Below are 15,959 nucleotides of genomic sequence, written 5' to 3' on the forward strand. Positions count from 1 at the left end.
GCCCGCCCCCCCTGCGACATGTGGGCATTTACGCCTACCGCGCCGGTTTTTTGGCGCAATTTCCCCTGCTTCCCCCGGCACCCATCGAGCAACTTGAGTCTCTGGAGCAGCTGCGCGCCCTGTGGCACGGGCACCGCATTGCCGTGTACACCACCGACCAGGCCCCCGGTCCTGGGGTCGACACACCCGAAGATTTGCAACGCGTTCGCGCCCTGCTCGGGGCGTAAGCCTGGCTAGAGCCTTGCGTGATATTCTCACCGCAGTTGTCTGTCACACCATGGGCCCCTTCGAGGCTTGGCAGACCCACTCCATGACAAGCGATAAGGAACTTCCATGAGACTGATTCTGTTGGGCGCACCCGGCGCAGGCAAAGGCACCCAAGCCACTTTCATTTGCCAGAAATACAACATCCCCCAAATTTCGACCGGCGACATGCTGCGCGCCGCCGTCAAGGCCGGCACCCCGCTGGGCCTGCAGGCCAAGGCCGTCATGGAGTCTGGCGGTCTGGTCAGCGACGACCTGATCATCAACCTGGTCAAAGAACGCATTGCCCAAGCCGATTGCGCCAACGGTTTCCTTTTTGACGGCTTCCCCCGCACCATTCCCCAGGCCGATGCCATGAAGGCTGCAGGCGTCAAGCTCGACTACGTGCTTGAAATCGACGTGCCCTTTGACGCCATCATCGAACGCATGAGCGGCCGCCGCTCACACCCCGCCTCAGGCCGGACCTACCACGTCAAGTTCAACCCGCCCAAAGTGGCGGGCGTGGACGACGTGACCGGTGAACCTTTGGTGCAACGCGCTGACGACCAGGAAGAAACCGTCAAGAAGCGTCTTCAGGTCTACAGCGACCAGACCCGCCCCTTGGTGGACTACTACTCCAACTGGGCCAAGGCCGATGCCGCGTCCGCCCCCAAGTACCGCGCCATCAGCGGCACAGGCAGCGTCGAAGAGATCACCGCCCGCGCCTTTGCTGCCTTGGCCCCATAAACCACCGCACGCAGCAACAGGCTGCCGCCACCCATCAAAGCCCCTTTCAGGGGCTTTGTTGTTGGTGCACGACACACCGTGGCACCCAGCACGCCCCTAGGTCTGATGACATCCTGCACCACTGCGCCACAACGCTCAGCCTCTCTGGCCTGCCTTGAAAGCCGCTGGACACGCCCTCGGCTGCGATGCATCGGTCTGGCTTGTTCATCTTGAATTTCAGGCTTTTTTTCACGGCAAGCTTGCACAACCTGGAAAACTGTTTAAAAATACAGGCACTGGATGAAACAACAGCCCCAGTCCCCACCAGGAGACCGCCATGATCGACAGCCCCAAACTCACCGCCCGGCAACAAGAAATTCTGGAACTGATCCAGAACACCATCGCCAACACTGGCGCGCCCCCAACCCGCGCCGAAATTGCCAGTGTGCTGGGCTTCAAATCGGCGAACGCGGCCGAAGAACACCTCAAGGCCCTGGCCCGCAAGGGCGCGATCGAGTTGGTCAGTGGCACCTCGCGTGGCATTCGCCTCAAAGGCAGCTCGCGCAGCAGCTTGCGCGCACCTTCTGATTTGTTCAGCCTGAGCCTGCCCGGCTTGGGTCAGCTGTGTTTGCCTTTGGTGGGTCGCGTGGCTGCGGGCTCGCCCATCCTGGCGCAAGAACACGTCGACCGGACCTACCAGCTCGAAAGCAGCCTGTTTGCCCAGCAACCCGACTACCTGCTGCGCGTGCGCGGCATGTCCATGCGCGACGCGGGCATCATGGACGGCGACTTGTTGGCCGTCAAATCGACCAAAGAGGTGCGCAATGGCCAGATTGTGGTGGCCCGCTTAGGCGATGAAGTCACGGTCAAACGTCTGCACAAAACCGCCTCCGGCATCGAACTGCTGCCCGAAAACCCCGACTACCCGACCATCGTGGTGCACCCCGGCGAGCCCTTTGACATTGAAGGCCTGGCCGTAGGCCTGATCCGCAACACCTTCGTCATGTGACGTTTTCAGTCGTGGCCTCAGGTGGCGGGCGCTGTTCATCAGCCCTGAAGCTGTCGACTTTCTCCATCAATCCTGCCTGTGTCCAACCTCCATGCTTTTGAAAGGTTTCACATGGGAATCGCTCTGCTTGCCCTTTCAGGTCTGTTCAAGAACCTGCCTTCCTTCACCACCCGCACCACCGTGCAGGCTTTGCCCAAAAGGCAAACGGTGCGGCTGCACCCGGAGTGGGCCGTTCGGTCCACGTCTTGCGCACAACCCTCTCACGGCAAGGCGCAGGTGGCTGCACGCCAACCCAGTCTGCGCGTGGTCCAAGTGCACGAAAGCGGTCAAAGTGCTGCAGGCGCAGGACGCATGGTGATCTCAGGACGCATGGCCGACGTCTGCGCCGAACTCGATCGCCTGGTGGCCATGGAAGCGCGCCAGCGGCCTTCCTGAAGCTTGGCCATTGGCCAGCTGAAACCCAGAGCGCCCGACTGGCGCAGTTGGGTTTGAGCTGGTGCTTGGGTTTGAGCAATCGCCACCTCCAAAGCTGCACTGATGTGTGCCTGGCAGCGCCAAGTCGGGCACATGACAAGGCACAATGGCGGACATGAACATTGTGATCCTTGACGACTACCAGGATGTCGTCCGCAAACTCGACTGCGCTGCCAAACTCGAGAACTACCCCGCCAAGGTGTACACCAACACGGTCAAAGGCATTGGTCAGCTCTCAGTGCGCCTCAAAGACGCCGATGTGATTGTGCTGATCCGCGAACGCACCGGCCTCAACCGCGCCCTGATCGAGAAGCTGCCCCGGCTCAAAATGATTGCCCAAACGGGCCGTGTGGGCAGCCACATCGACCTCGCAGCCTGCACCGAACGCGGTGTGGCCGTGGCCGAAGGTGTGGGCTCACCCATCGCCCCCGCTGAACTCACCTGGGCGCTGGTGATGGCGGCCACCCGCAGGTTACCGCAATACATCAGCAGCCTTAAGCACGGCGCGTGGCAGCAATCGGGCCTCAAATCCAGCTCCATGCCGGCCAACTTTGGCCTGGGCACCGTGCTCAAAGGCAAGACCCTGGGCATCTGGGGCTACGGCAAAATCGGCCAACTGGTGGCGGGCTACGGCAAAGCTTTCGGCATGCATGTGCAGATCTGGGGCAGCGACGAATCGCGCGTGCGCGCGGTCAAGGACGGGCATGCTGCAGCCACCAGCCGAGAAGCTTTTTTTCAAAGCTCGGACGTGCTGAGCTTGCACCTTCGGCTGAGCGAAGCCACCACCGGCATCGTCACCAGCGATGATCTGGGCCTCATGAAACCCACGTCCTTGCTGGTCAACACCTCGCGGGCCGAACTGGTCGAAACCAATGCCCTGATCGGCGCCCTCAACCGGGGGCGTCCCGGCATGGCCGCCGTCGACGTGTTCGAGTCCGAACCGATCTTGCAAGGCTCTGCCTTGCTGCGGCTGGAAAACTGCATTTGCACGCCCCACATAGGCTATGTCGAAAAAGACAGCTACGAGCTGTATTTCGGTGCGGCATTTGACAACGTCATCAACTTCATCAAGGGCACGCCCACCAACATCGTCAACCCGGGGGCCCTTCAGGTGCGGCGTTGATGTCCTGCAGGGTCCCAGCCCCTGCGCACTGACGCCATAATCTGCCCTTGGGTGTCCGGCCTGCAAAGGCCATGGCCAACACGACCGGACTGTCCTGCCATCAGGCCTTGTGCCTTGTTTTCACACATTCAACATGACCCTTGCATTCCAACAAGTCGCCATCATTGGCGCAGGCGCCATGGGGCGCGGCATTGCGCAAATCGCCGCGCAAGCGGGCAGCCAGGTCTGGCTGTACGACACCCAGCCCGAAGCCATTGCCAAAGCGCGTGACGCCGTGTTCCAGCAATGGGACAAGCTGCAGGAAAAAGGCCGCCTCACAGCAGAAGCCGTGGCGGGCCACAAAAGCCGCTTGCTGGGTGCCACCAGCCTGCAAGACCTGGCCGGATGCGATCTGGTGGTCGAAGCCATCGTCGAAAAGCTCGACATCAAGAAAAGCCTGTTTGCCGATCTGGAAAAAGTGCTGGCCCCCACGGCCGTGCTGGTGACCAACACCTCCTCGCTGTCGGTGACCGCCATTGCCGCCGCCTTGCAGCGCCCCGCCCAATTTGCGGGCTACCACTTCTTCAACCCCGTGCCCCTCATGAAGGTGGTCGAGGTGATCGCGGGCCTCAAAACCGATCCGGCTGTGTGTGAGCGGCTGACCGAGTTTGCCCGCCAGATGGGCCACACGCCCGTGCAAGCGCAGGACACGCCCGGCTTCATCGTCAACCACGCGGGCCGCGGCTATGGCACCGAAGCCCTGCGCATCGTGAGCGAGGGCGTGGCCGATTTCGCCACCATCGACCGCATCCTGCGCGACCAGGTCGGCTTCAAACTCGGCCCCTTCGAGCTGTTTGACCTGACGGCTTTGGACGTGTCGCACCATGTCATTGAAGCCATCTACCACCAGTACTATGAAGAGCCGCGCTACCGGCCCAACGTCATCACCGCACAGCGTCTGGCCGGTGGTGTGGTCGGCAAAAAGGTCGGCGAAGGCTTTTACAAATACGTGGACGGCGCAGCGCAAGTGCCCGCCGAACCACCCGTGCCCGTGGTGGAAAACATCCCGCCCGTCTGGGTCTCACCCCGCGCCACCCGCCGCATGGAGCTGCTGCAACTGCTCAAGGACCTGGGCGCGAAAATTGAAACCGGCGCATCGCCTTCACCCGAAGCACTGACCATCGTGGCCCCCCTGGGTTTTGACATCACCACCGTGGCCGTGGTTGAGCGCCTGGACCCGGCCCGCACCGTGGGCATTGACATGCTGTTTGTGGATGCGTCTACCAAACGCCGTGTGCTCGCCACCAACCCCGCCACGCGCGCCGACATGCGCGATGCGGCCCATGCCCTGTTTGCCCGCGACGGCAAGGCGGTGTCGGTGATCCGGGACAGCGGCGGTTTTGTCACGCAGCGCGTGGTGGCGACCATCGTCAACATCGCCTCCGACATCTGCCAGCAGCGCATCTGCAGCCCTCAAGACCTGGAGACCGCCGTCACCTTGGGCCTGGCCTACCCCATGGGCCCACTGGCCATGGGCAACCGCCTGGGACCGGACAGCATCCTGGAAGTCTTGTTCAACCTGCAAACCGTTTATGGTGACCCCCGTTATCGCCCCAGCCCCTGGCTGCGCCGCCGGGGTGCGATTGGCCTGTCGCTCATGCACACTGAAGACTAAAAAAATGACCGCCCAACTGCTCAGCACCAGTGAAGGCAGGACCTTGGTCCTGACCCTCAGCAACCCGGAGTTTCGCAACGCCCTCGGGCCCGAGATGTACGCCGCGGGCGTTGAAGCCCTGAGCGTGGCCGAATCGAGTGCCGATGTGCGCAGCGTGGTGATCACCGGGGCGAATGGCATCTTCAGCGCAGGCGGCAATTTGCAGCGCCTGCAAAACAACCGCCAGTTGCCGCCCGAGCACCAAGCGCAAAGCATCGAAGGCCTGCACAACTGGATCGAAGCCATCCGCACCTTCCCCAAGCCGGTGATCGCCGCCGTGGAAGGCCCGGCGGCCGGTGCCGGTTTTTCGCTGGCCCTGGCCTGCGACATGATCGTGGCCGCGCGCAACAGCGTGTTCGTGATGGCCTACAGCTCGATTGCCTTGTCGCCCGATGGCGGCGGCAGCTGGAGCCTGTCGCGCACCGTGCCACGACAGTTGGCCACCGAGCTGCTGATGTGCGGCGAGCGCATCAGCGCCGAGCGCCTGCAGCAGCTGGGCGTGGTCAATCGCCTCGCGGATGCAGGCCAAGCCTTGCAGCAAGCTTTGGATCTGTGCGAACAACTCAACGCCCGCGCCCCCAACGCACTGGCCAGCATCAAGGAGCTGCTCAGCGACGCGGATGGCAGCAGCTTGAACGCGCAACTGGCGCGTGAGCGCAATGAATTTGTCAAAAATCTGCACCACCCCAACGCAGGTATTGGCATTGGGGCGTTTTTGAACAAGCAAAAACCCGAGTACGAATAAAGCGACTGGTCCCCCAGGCGACAAAAATCCGATCATCAGTCACTCAAAGGACAGAGCATGGACGAACCGATTCTGACAATGGAGGAACGAGAGGCGATCAACAGTGGTCGCTGGTTCTCCAGTCTTTCACCTTCACTTCGACACGACATACTTCGATGCGCTTACGTCAAACGTCACAAGGACGGCGATATGCTCGCTGCGCGGGGAGATCCGCCCGAGCAGTGGATCGCCTGCGCCAAGGGCGCGGTGCGTGTGAGCTCGACCTCGGTGTCGGGCAAGCAGATCACCTTGACCTATGTGGAGCCGGGCATCTGGTTCGGCGACGTGTCGATCTTCGACGGGGATCGGCGCACGCACGACTGCTACGCACACGGCGAAACCACCACACTGAACGTGGCCAAGGCCGACTTCAAGAAAATTCTCACGCAGCACGTCGAGTTTTACGACGCCATGCTGCGCCTGCATGCGCGGCGCATTCGCCAGCTCTACGGCTTGGTGGAAGACCTCAACACCCTGCCCTTGCGGGCCCGGCTGGCCAAACAGCTCAACCACTTGCTGCGCAGCTACGGCGTGCCCAGCTTGTCGGACGCCAAGGCGATTCGCATCAGCTTGCAGCTGGCCCAGGAAGAACTGGCCCAGCTGCTGGGTGCATCGCGCCAGCGGGTCAACCAGGAACTCAAGCAGATGGAGCGCGAGCAAATCATCCGCATCGAGCCCGGTGGCCTGGTGGTGCTGGACCGCGACGCGCTGCTGCTGATCGTGAACGCGGACCACTGACACGCCCCATTTCCACCCTCTCGCCGCTGTCTGCGGCGGCCACTGATTTCCGACGGGTCCACCCATGAGTGCTTTTGATCATTTTGTGGGGACCCGGCCTGTCACCGGCACCCACGCATTCGACATCCCTGCCCTGGAGGCCTGGCTCAGCGCCCGGCTGCCTGGTTTTGTGGGCCCCTTGAGCGTGGAAATGTTCAAGGGCGGGCAATCCAACCCCACCTACAAGCTCATCACCCCCTCGCGCCAATACGTGATGCGGGCCAAGCCCGGCCCAGTGGCCAAGCTGCTGCCCTCGGCGCATGCCATTGAGCGCGAATTTGCCGTCATGCAAGGCCTGCACGACACGGGCGTCCCCGTGGCCCAAATGCATGTGCTGTGCGACGATGAATCGGTGATCGGTCGTGCGTTTTACGTCATGGAATTCGTGCAAGGTCGTGTGCTCTGGGACCAGTCCCTGCCCGGCATGACCCCTGCCGAGCGCGGCGCGATTTACGACGAAATGAACCGGGTGCTGGCGGCGCTGCACAAGGTCGATGTGGCCAAGCAAGGCCTGTCCAGCTACGGCAAGCCGGGCAACTACATCGAGCGCCAAATCGGCCGCTGGAGCAAGCAGTACGCCGCCTCCGTCACCCAGCCCATCCCCGAGATGGACCAGCTGATCGAATGGCTGCCCAAAAATATTCCGGCCAGCGCCAAGGACGAGTCGCTGGTCGGCATCGTGCACGGCGACTACCGTCTGGACAACCTGATGTTCCATCCCAACGAAGCGCGCGTGCTGGCGGTCTTGGACTGGGAGCTGTCCACCCTGGGACACCCCCTGGCCGACTTCAGCTACCACTGCATGGCCTGGCACATCAGCCCCGGCACTTTCCGGGGCATTGGTGGGCTGGACTTGGCCGCTTTGGGCATCCCTTCTGAAGCCGAGTACATCCGTCGCTATTGCGAGCGCACCGGCTTCACCACGCCCGAGGCTTTGGCCAAAGACTGGAACTTTTACCTCGCCTACAACATGTTCCGCATCGCGGCCATTTTGCAAGGCATTGCCAAACGTGTCGAAGACGGCACCGCGTCCAGTGAACAAGCCAAAACATCGGGTGCGGGTGCCAAACCCATGGCCGAGTTGGCCTGGCGTTTTGCCTGCAAAGCCTGAACTTTTTTACCCCCCGAACCACAACCCCAGGAGAGAGACCATGGATTTTGAATACACCCCCAAGGTCAAAGACATGCAGGCCCGTTTGTTGGCCTTCATGGACGAGCACATTTACCCCAACGAGGCGCGGTTCTTTGAAGAGATCGCTGAAAACCGTGCCAAAGGCAACGCTTGGGTCCCCACCAAAATCGTCGAGGAACTCAAGCCCAAGGCCTTGGCCGCCGGATTGTGGAACCTGTTTTTGCCCAAGTCCACCCGCGCACCCCAAGGCCTGTCCAACCTCGAATACGCGCCGCTGTGCGAGATCATGGGACGCGTGCCCTTTGCCGCAGAAATCTTCAACTGCTCGGCACCCGACACCGGCAACATGGAAACCCTGGAGCGTTACGCCAGCGAAGAACTGAAAGACACATGGCTTGAGCCATTGCTGCGCGGCGAAATCCGCTCGGCCTTTTTGATGACCGAGCCCGATGTGGCCTCTTCAGACGCCACCAACATCGAGTGCGAGATCCGCCGCGACGGCAACGACTACGTCATCAACGGCCGCAAGTGGTGGTCGTCAGGCGCGGGTGACCCACGTTGCGCGGTTTACATCGTCATGGGCAAAACCAACCCTGACGCTGGCCGTCACGAGCAGCAGTCCATGATCGTGGTGCCCGCCAACTCGCCCGGCATCACCGTGGTGCGCGCCCTGTCGGTGTTTGGTTACGACGATGCGCCACATGGCCACATGGAGGTGGTGCTCAAGAACGTGCGTGTGCCAGCCGAAAACATTTTGCTGGGCGAAGGCCGTGGCTTTGAAATCGCCCAAGGCCGCTTGGGCCCTGGCCGCATTCACCACTGCATGCGCACCATCGGCATTGCCGAACGTGCCCTGGAGCTGATGTGCAAACGCCTGAACGAGCGCGTGGCCTTTGGCCGCGAAGTGGCCCGCCAGACCGTGTGGCAAGAGCGCATCGCAGAGTCGCGTTGCATGATCGAGCAGGCCCGCCTGCTCACGCTCAAAGCCGCGCACATGATGGACACCGTGGGCAACAAGGTCGCCAAGGCCGAGATCGCGATGATCAAGATCGTGGCCCCCAACATGGCCTGCCAGATCATCGACTGGGCCATTCAGGCCCACGGCGGTGGTGGCGTGTCGCAAGACTTCCCGCTGGCCTATGCCTACGCCCACCAGCGCACCCTGCGCTTGGCCGACGGTCCGGACGAGGTGCACCGCAACTCGCTGGCCAAGCTGGAACTGGCCAAACAACTGGCCATGCCGGGCGACGTCCGCATGCCTGTGACACGCGGAAGCTGAAATCCCGCGCTGGCGGGGTCAGGGCGCAAGCCCTGCTCGCCTCTGGCGGCCAACCCGGCTCAGCATCGCTCACGACGGCGTTGCTGGGCCGTGTCTTTTGTGGGGCTGACCGTCCAGAATCAGCGCCGCAGACTCAGTGCACCGAGCCCGCAGACAAGTCGGGCGGCAAGCCCGTGAAAAGCCCTGCCGCATCCACCGGATCAAACCGGTATTGCGCACCGCAAAAATCGCAACCCACTTCCACCTGCCCCTGCTCGGCGATGATGCCTTCGACCTCTTCGGTGCCGAGGCTGCGGATCATGTTGCCCACGCGCTCGCGGTTGCAACGGCAGGCAAAGCGCGGGCCGGTCTCGCCGATGAAGGGTTCGAAACGTGCGAGGGGCTCTTCCCAATACAAACGGTGCAAGATGGTTTCTGCATCCAAGCCCAGCAGCTCTTCACGCTTGAGGCTTTTGGTCAGGATCGAAATGCGGCTGAAGTCTTCGCTTTGGCCCAGCACCGACTCTCGCATGAGTGAGTCGGTCTTGCCGGCCAGGTTGCCTTCGCCTTCGATGGGCAAACGCTGGATCAGCAAGCCCGCCGCCACCTTGTCGTCGGCGGCCAGCACCAGCACGGTGTCCAGCTGCTCGGACTGCAGCATGTAGTGCTCCAGCACCTCGCTGATGTTTTCCAGCTTTTCACCCCGGTCGCCAAACAGCGGCACCACGCCTTGGTAAGGCTGCTGGCCGGGCAAGCGGTCTTGCGGGTCCAGGGTGATGGCGCAACGGCCTTCGTTGTTCACATTCACCATCTGGCTCAGGGTGGCGTTGTCGGCCACCTCGCCCACCTGGGTGCAGGTGGCGCGCAGGCTCAAATCCGGTTGCACCTCGACCACGCCGAGCTTGACCGGACCGTCACCAAAAATCTGCAGCACCAAAGCACCGTTGAACTTGATGTTGCCCTGCATCAGCACGCCGGCCGCGGCCATCTCGCCCAGCAACTGGCGCACGGGCGCGGGGTAAGCGCCGGTTTCGGAGTTGGCAGCGCGCCGAGCCAGGATGTCTTGCCAGGCATCGGTCAGGCGCACGAGCATGCCGCGTACCGGCAGGCCTTCGAAAATGAATTTATGGAGTTCGGACAAAGTGCAATCAACAGCCCCGTGGGGCCGATCCTCAAAAGTTAAAAAGCGTTCGCGACAACCAACCCATCAGCTGATTTTTTTCAGGCCCGCCTTGAAGCGGCGGGCGTTCTCGACGTAATGTTTGGCGCTTTGGCGCAGACCTTCGATTTGCTCGGGGCTGAGTTCGCGCACCACCTTGGCAGGCGTGCCCATGATCATGGAGCCATCGGGGAATTCCTTGCCCTCGGTCACGAGCGAGCCGGCGCCCACCAGGCAGTTCTTGCCAATCTTGGCACCGTTGAGCACCACCGCGCCAATGCCGATCAGCGACTCGTCACCGATCGTGCAGCCGTGCAGCATGACCATGTGACCCACGGTGACGTGCTTGCCGACCTTGATCGGCTTGCCGTGGTCGGCGTGCATCACGCTGCCGTCCTGGATGTTGCTGCCCTCGCCGATCTCAATCGTCTCGGTGTCCCCGCGCACGGTCACACCAAACCAGACACTGGCGTCGGCCGCGATCTTGACCGCGCCCATGACCTGCGCGTTGTCGGCCACCCAGGCTGTCTCGGCAAGTTCGGGGGTTTGATCATCCAGTTGGTAAATGGCCATGGCGGTCTCCTGTCGGTTGGGTTTTCTTGAAAACCTACAATTGTAGGGATGCCCACCACCTGCCGTGGGCGCTGTCAGCGATCACCATGCACACCCTGCGCACCGCCGCCCTGATCCCTTGGGCGCAAACCGACCCGAACCTGAAGGCCCAGGCCACTTTGGCGCTGGACCTGAGCCTGCCCGTGGGCACGCTCGACAGCCTGAGCGCGCCCTCTGTTGGCCCCGGCCGCGCTGCCCGCCCGCTGCTGGTGCCACACACACAGCTCAAAGCCAAATCCATGGCCACGCCCGAGGGCCGGGCCATTTTGGTGCATTCAATCGCGCACATCGAGCTCAACGCCATCGACCTGGCGCTCGACGTGGTGTGGCGCTTTGCGGGCATGCCCGAGGCGTTTTATACAGACTGGGTGCGCATTGCCCAGGAAGAGGCCAAGCACTTCAGCTTGCTGCGCAAGCACTTGCTGGACATGGGTTTTGACTACGGCGACTTTCCGGCCCACAACACCTTGTGGGACATGGCCGAACGCACAAAGGACGACATTCTGGCCCGCATCGGCATCGTGCCACGCACCATGGAAGCGCGGGGCCTGGACGCCTCGCCGGGCGTCAAAAACAAACTGGTCAGCGTGGGTGACCACCGCGCGGGCGAGATCCTGGACATCATTCTGGAAGAAGAAATTGGCCACGTGGCCGCAGGCAACCGCTGGTACCGCTATCTGTGCGAACAGCGCGGCCTGGAGCCGGTGCGCACCTATGCCGAGTTGATCGCGCAATACGACGCCCCCAAACTGCGCCCGCCCTTCAACATGGCGGCGCGGCGGCTGGCGGGGTTTGAAGAGGCCGAGTTGGCAGCCTTGAGCTGAACTTCACCCCCTGGGGTGATGCTGCGCATGCAAGGTCTTGAGCCGCTCACGCGCCACATGGGTGTAGATGGTGGTGGTCGAGATGTCGGCGTGGCCCAGCAGCATCTGCACCGCCCGTAAATCGGCCCCGTGGTTGAGCAAATGCGTGGCAAAGGCGTGGCGCAAGGTGTGGGGCGACAAAGGCGCGGTGATGCCGGCCTGGATGGCGTAGCGCTTGACCAAGCTCCAGAACATGACACGCGACATGGCGGTGCCGGGGGTGCTGCCACTGGTGGTCACAAACAGGTCTTCCGTCTGGCGTTGGCTCAGCATGGCCGGTCTGGCTTGGCCCATGTAGCGCTGCAACCAGTCACGCGCCTCTTCGCCAAAAGGCACCAGCCGCTCTTTGCTGCCCTTGCCCATGATGCGAAGCACGCCTTCGTTGAGCGACACATGCAGGGTTTTGAGGCTGATCAACTCGCTCACGCGCAGCCCACTGGCATACATCAGCTCCAGCATGGCCCGGTCGCGCAGGCCCAGGTCGGTGGCCACATCGGGCGCACGCAACAAGGCGTCGACTTGCGCCTCGCCCAAAGTTTTGGGCACGCGCAGCGCTTGTTTGGCGGCCAGCATGCGCAAAGTGGGGTCAGCTTGTATGAGGCGCTCACGCAGCGCCCACCTAAAAAACCGCTTGAACACGGTGAGCCTGCGGTTGGCCGACGTGGCCTTGGTCTGGCCATGTCGCTCGGCAAAGTAGGCTTGCAGGTGATGCTCCTGAGTCGCGTCCAGCGCCAGCCTGTATGTCAAAAACAGCCAGGTGGCGTAGAGCGACAAATCCAGACGGTAGGCCGCCAGGGTGTTGGCGGCCAATCCGTCCTCCAACCAGAGGGCCTCGGCAAATCGGTCGATGGCACTCTGGCTGGCCTCGTGCATGGACTAAAAATCAGTCCAGCTTGAGTTTTTGCTGGTCCACGACTTTCTTGTAGACCTCGAACTCGGCCTTGATCTGGGCCGTGAACTCTTCGGGCGTGTTGGCCACCACCAAAGAGCCGGTGTCGTTGATGCGCTTGGTCACGCCCGGCTCTTGCAGGGCTTTTTTCACGCCCGCGCTGATCTTGTCAACCACCTCTTTGGGCAGGTTTTTAGGGCCCAGGATGCCGTAGTAAGCCATGCGGTTGACGGGCTCCAGACCGACATCCTTGAAGGTGGGCACATTGGGCAGCTGCGACAGGCGCTGGGGCGCAGCCACCACGATGGGCACCAAACGGCCAGACTGGATGAAAGGCAGGGCTGAAGGCAAGTTGTCAAAAATGATCGGCACCTGGCCGGCCACGGTGTCGTTCAGGGCCGGGCCCGCGCCGCGGTAGGGGATGTGCGTGATGAACACACCCGTCAGGCTTTTCCACAACTCGGTTTGCAGGTGGCCAATGCCGCCCGTGCCCGACGAGGAATAGGAGTATTTGCCAGGGTTCTTCTTCAACTCGGCCACAAAACCCGCGTAATCCTTGGCCGGGAAGCTGGGGTGCACCGCGATCACGTTGGGCGTGGCCGCAATGTTGATGATGGGCGTGAAGTCGGTCAGGACGTTGTACGGAATCTTGGGGTTGATGGCCGGGTTGGCGGCCGTGGTCGACACGGTGGCCATGCCCAGGCTGTAGCCATCGGGCGCAGCGCGGGCGGTTTCGGTCGCGCCCACCACACCGCCACCACCGGCCTTGTTCTCAACGATCACGCTTTGGCCCAGGGCTTTGCCCAGAGGCTCGGCAATCACGCGGGCCACGATGTCGGTGGTGCCACCCGGTGCAAACGGCACCTGCAGGCGAATGGTTTTATTGGGGTAGGCCTGCGCCCACACCGATCCGCTGGCCAACACGGTGACAGCCAAACCGGCTGCAGAAACCAAACTACGACGCTTCATTGATAAAACTCCTTAAAAGATCGAACATGATAGGCAAAAAATGGGGTCTGGCGTGAGGGGGGAAACCCACAAAGCCCGTGCACCACACCAGAAGAAGACGCAGGCGACAGCCCCACCCCAAGGACAAGCCAACACTCGGTTATCCTCGCAGCGTGAACTTTGCGCAACTTCTCTTTCCCGACTTCTCCCTGATTTTGTGCGGCTATTTGCTGTGCCGCTTGACGCCGTTGGGACGCTCAGTTTGGCAGCCGGTCGAAAATCTCGTTTATTTTTTCCTATTTCCGGTCCTGCTGTTTCACTCCATCCTGAAAAGCCCCATCGATTTGAGTGCGGCTTCGAGTTTGATCGGCGCCGGGCTGAGTCTGGGTGTTTGCGCCATCGCCCTGTCCTACAGCCTGCCTTACTGGCCCTTTCTGGGCAAAAGGCTGGACCCACGCGACCATGCGGCCAGCGCACAAGTGGGTTTTCGCTTCAACTCCTTCATCGCCCTGGCGCTGGCTGAGCGCTTGGCGGGCCCCGAGGGCTTGCTGATGATTTCGATGCTGATTGGGGTCTGCGTGCCCTTGTTCAACATCGGGGCGGTGTGGCCCATGGCCAGACAGGCGAACACAGGCTTTTTGCGTGAACTGCTTCGCAACCCATTGATCATTGCCACCTGTTCAGGCTTGGTGGCCAACCTGCTGGGCTTGCGCATTCCGCAATGGCTGGACCCCACCATCGGCCGCATTGGCGCTTCCTCGCTGGCCTTGGGCCTGATGGCCGCTGGGGCCGGCATGCAACTGGGCACCTTGCGCCAAGGCAAGCTGCTGGGCCTGAGCGTGCTGAGCGTCAAACACCTGGCTTTGCCCCTGATCGCGCTGGGCATGTCACAGCTTTTCGGACTCAATCCGGTCCAGACCACCGTGCTGCTGGCCTTTTCGGCCCTGCCCACTGCGTCGACCTGCTACGTGCTGGCCGCCCGAATGGGCTACAACGGGCCTTATGTGGCGGGTCTGGTCACGCTGTCCACCTTGGCCGGGATGTTGAGTTTGCCGTTTGCGCTGGGCGTGCTGCGCGGCTGATGGCCGCCGGCTGACCGCGCTCGCGCGGGCGCAGACCAGACCGCCAAGGGGTCAGGCCCTCGCCAAGGACCAGGCCACCTGCTCTTGCACCACCACATCCGGGTGAGCAGCATGCGAGTGCAAGGCAAGCAACAAAACCTGGCGCTCAGCTTCGGGCAAAGCCGTCGATGCCAAGGCATTGCCTGCGGCCAAAGCCAGATTGCGCAACCAGCGGGCGTGGCCGATGCGGCGGATGGCGCTGCCCTCCGTGCGGCGCAAAAATTCAGCCTCGTTCCAATTCATCAGTTCGGCGATGCGGCCCGCGCCCAAGCCTTCGCGGGCCTGCCAGTCGGGCAAGGGGCTGAGCTGCGCGAATTTGTTCCAGGGGCAGGCCAACTGGCAATCGTCGCAGCCATAAATGCGGTTGCCGATCAGCGGGCGCAGCGCCTCGTCGATGGGCCCGGCGTGCTCGATCGTCAAATAAGAAATGCAGCGCCGCGCATCGAGTTGGTAAGGTCCCACGATGGCCTGGGTGGGGCACAGGTCCATGCAGGCGGTGCACTGGCCGCAATGCGCCGACACGGCGGGGGTTTCGGGCAGCGCCAAGTCCACAAACAACTCGCCCAGAAAAAACATCGACCCGGCCTCGCGTGAAAGGACCAGCGTGTGTTTGCCGCGCCAACCCAAGCCACTGCGCGTGGCCAGCTCGGCCTCCATGACCGGGGCCGAGTCGGTGAACACCCGGTGGCCAAAGGGGCCAATCGCCTCGGCGATGCGGTCCTGCAGTTTTTGCAGGCGCGAGCGCAAAACCTTGTGGTAATCGCGCCCCCGGGCATAGAGCGAGACCACCGCCTCGCCCGGCTGCAGACTGCGGGCGTTTTCGCGGGCCAGCCAGTCGGGCGGCGTGTCCTGCGGCAAATAATCCATGCGGGCGGTGATCACGCTGACCGTGCCCGGCACCAGCTCGGCCGGCCGGGCGCGCTTCATGCCATGGCTTTGCATGTAGCCCATGCTGCCGTGAAACCCTGCGGCCAACCAAGCTTGTAATCCGGGCTCTGCCGAGGACAAATCGATGCCACTCACGCCAATTTGGGACAATCCCAATTCACGCGCCCAGATCTGGATCTGGGGCCACAGTTCAAGAAGGTCGATTTGAGTACGTTCAGCAGTCACCCGCCGATTGTAGAAAGCCCCGCCACCCCAGCGCA

The 15,959-nt window shown here is 62.3% G+C and carries 16 protein-coding genes and 1 pseudogene; 12 read left to right on the forward strand and 5 right to left on the reverse strand.

The window, feature by feature from the left end:
- The 10 genes and pseudogenes from QZ190_RS17810 to QZ190_RS17855 form a co-directional block, all read left to right on the forward strand.
- Positions 1–227: pseudogene (locus QZ190_RS17810) on the forward strand (3-deoxy-manno-octulosonate cytidylyltransferase); the annotation flags it as partial.
- A gap of 106 nt (positions 228–333) precedes the next feature.
- On the forward strand, positions 334–990 hold the full coding sequence (adk, locus tag QZ190_RS17815) for an adenylate kinase (protein ID WP_291919152.1): 657 nt from the start codon (positions 334–336) through the stop codon (positions 988–990).
- Between the two features lie 316 nt (positions 991–1,306).
- The gene (gene lexA, locus QZ190_RS17820; RefSeq protein WP_291919155.1) at positions 1,307–1,978 is read left to right on the forward strand and encodes a transcriptional repressor LexA; all 672 of its coding nucleotides are present in this window, start codon (positions 1,307–1,309) and stop codon (positions 1,976–1,978) included.
- Between the two features lie 111 nt (positions 1,979–2,089).
- Positions 2,090–2,413, forward strand: a complete 324-nt coding sequence (locus QZ190_RS17825) for a hypothetical protein (protein ID WP_291919157.1) — start codon at positions 2,090–2,092, stop codon at positions 2,411–2,413.
- A gap of 154 nt (positions 2,414–2,567) precedes the next feature.
- Positions 2,568–3,575, forward strand: a complete 1,008-nt coding sequence (locus QZ190_RS17830; protein WP_291919159.1) for a D-2-hydroxyacid dehydrogenase family protein — start codon at positions 2,568–2,570, stop codon at positions 3,573–3,575.
- Between the two features lie 133 nt (positions 3,576–3,708).
- Positions 3,709–5,229: a 3-hydroxyacyl-CoA dehydrogenase gene (locus tag QZ190_RS17835; protein WP_291919161.1), complete on the forward strand. Its 1,521-nt coding sequence runs from the start codon at positions 3,709–3,711 to the stop codon at positions 5,227–5,229.
- Between the two features lie 4 nt (positions 5,230–5,233).
- Complete coding sequence (locus QZ190_RS17840) at positions 5,234–6,013, forward strand: oxepin-CoA hydrolase, alternative type (protein WP_291919163.1); 780 nt, start codon at positions 5,234–5,236, stop codon at positions 6,011–6,013.
- 57 nt (positions 6,014–6,070) lie between these two features.
- Positions 6,071–6,790, forward strand: coding sequence for a Crp/Fnr family transcriptional regulator (locus QZ190_RS17845; RefSeq protein ID WP_062405217.1), 720 nt, complete (start codon positions 6,071–6,073; stop codon positions 6,788–6,790).
- 64 nt (positions 6,791–6,854) lie between these two features.
- Complete coding sequence (locus tag QZ190_RS17850; protein ID WP_291919166.1) at positions 6,855–7,940, forward strand: phosphotransferase; 1,086 nt, start codon at positions 6,855–6,857, stop codon at positions 7,938–7,940.
- A gap of 40 nt (positions 7,941–7,980) precedes the next feature.
- On the forward strand, positions 7,981–9,240 hold the full coding sequence (locus tag QZ190_RS17855) for an acyl-CoA dehydrogenase family protein (protein WP_090141808.1): 1,260 nt from the start codon (positions 7,981–7,983) through the stop codon (positions 9,238–9,240).
- Positions 9,241–9,373: 133 nt separating this feature from the next.
- Here QZ190_RS17855 and QZ190_RS17860 read toward each other — a convergent pair whose 3' ends face one another.
- The gene (locus QZ190_RS17860) at positions 9,374–10,360 is read right to left on the reverse strand and encodes an Hsp33 family molecular chaperone HslO (RefSeq protein ID WP_291919169.1); all 987 of its coding nucleotides are present in this window, start codon (positions 10,358–10,360) and stop codon (positions 9,374–9,376) included.
- A gap of 66 nt (positions 10,361–10,426) precedes the next feature.
- The gene (locus QZ190_RS17865) at positions 10,427–10,951 is read right to left on the reverse strand and encodes a gamma carbonic anhydrase family protein (RefSeq protein ID WP_089961063.1); all 525 of its coding nucleotides are present in this window, start codon (positions 10,949–10,951) and stop codon (positions 10,427–10,429) included.
- An 86-nt stretch (positions 10,952–11,037) separates the two neighbouring features.
- Here QZ190_RS17865 and QZ190_RS17870 point away from each other — a divergent pair, with 86 nt between their 5' ends.
- Positions 11,038–11,814, forward strand: a complete 777-nt coding sequence (locus tag QZ190_RS17870; protein ID WP_291919173.1) for a ferritin-like domain-containing protein — start codon at positions 11,038–11,040, stop codon at positions 11,812–11,814.
- 3 nt (positions 11,815–11,817) lie between these two features.
- On the opposite strand, the gene xerD is transcribed toward QZ190_RS17870, so the two are convergent.
- The gene (gene xerD, locus QZ190_RS17875) at positions 11,818–12,726 is read right to left on the reverse strand and encodes a site-specific tyrosine recombinase XerD (protein WP_291919175.1); all 909 of its coding nucleotides are present in this window, start codon (positions 12,724–12,726) and stop codon (positions 11,818–11,820) included.
- A gap of 10 nt (positions 12,727–12,736) precedes the next feature.
- Positions 12,737–13,711, reverse strand: coding sequence for a tripartite tricarboxylate transporter substrate binding protein BugE (locus tag QZ190_RS17880; protein ID WP_291919177.1), 975 nt, complete (start codon positions 13,709–13,711; stop codon positions 12,737–12,739).
- A gap of 152 nt (positions 13,712–13,863) precedes the next feature.
- On the opposite strand from QZ190_RS17880, the gene QZ190_RS17885 reads away from it, so the two are divergent.
- A complete protein-coding gene (locus tag QZ190_RS17885; protein WP_291919179.1) occupies positions 13,864–14,772 on the forward strand; it encodes an AEC family transporter in 909 nt (302 codons plus the stop codon).
- A 51-nt stretch (positions 14,773–14,823) separates the two neighbouring features.
- Here the strand turns inward: QZ190_RS17885 and queG are convergent, their stop codons facing one another.
- Positions 14,824–15,924 (reverse strand): tRNA epoxyqueuosine(34) reductase QueG, encoded by a 1,101-nt coding sequence (gene queG / locus QZ190_RS17890; RefSeq protein ID WP_291919180.1) that lies wholly within the window; start codon positions 15,922–15,924, stop codon positions 14,824–14,826.
- Between the last annotated feature and the right edge of the window lie 35 nt (positions 15,925–15,959).

The sequence above is a fragment of the Limnohabitans sp. genome (assembly GCF_017848645.1).
GTDB lineage: Bacteria > Pseudomonadota > Gammaproteobacteria > Burkholderiales > Burkholderiaceae_C > Limnohabitans_A.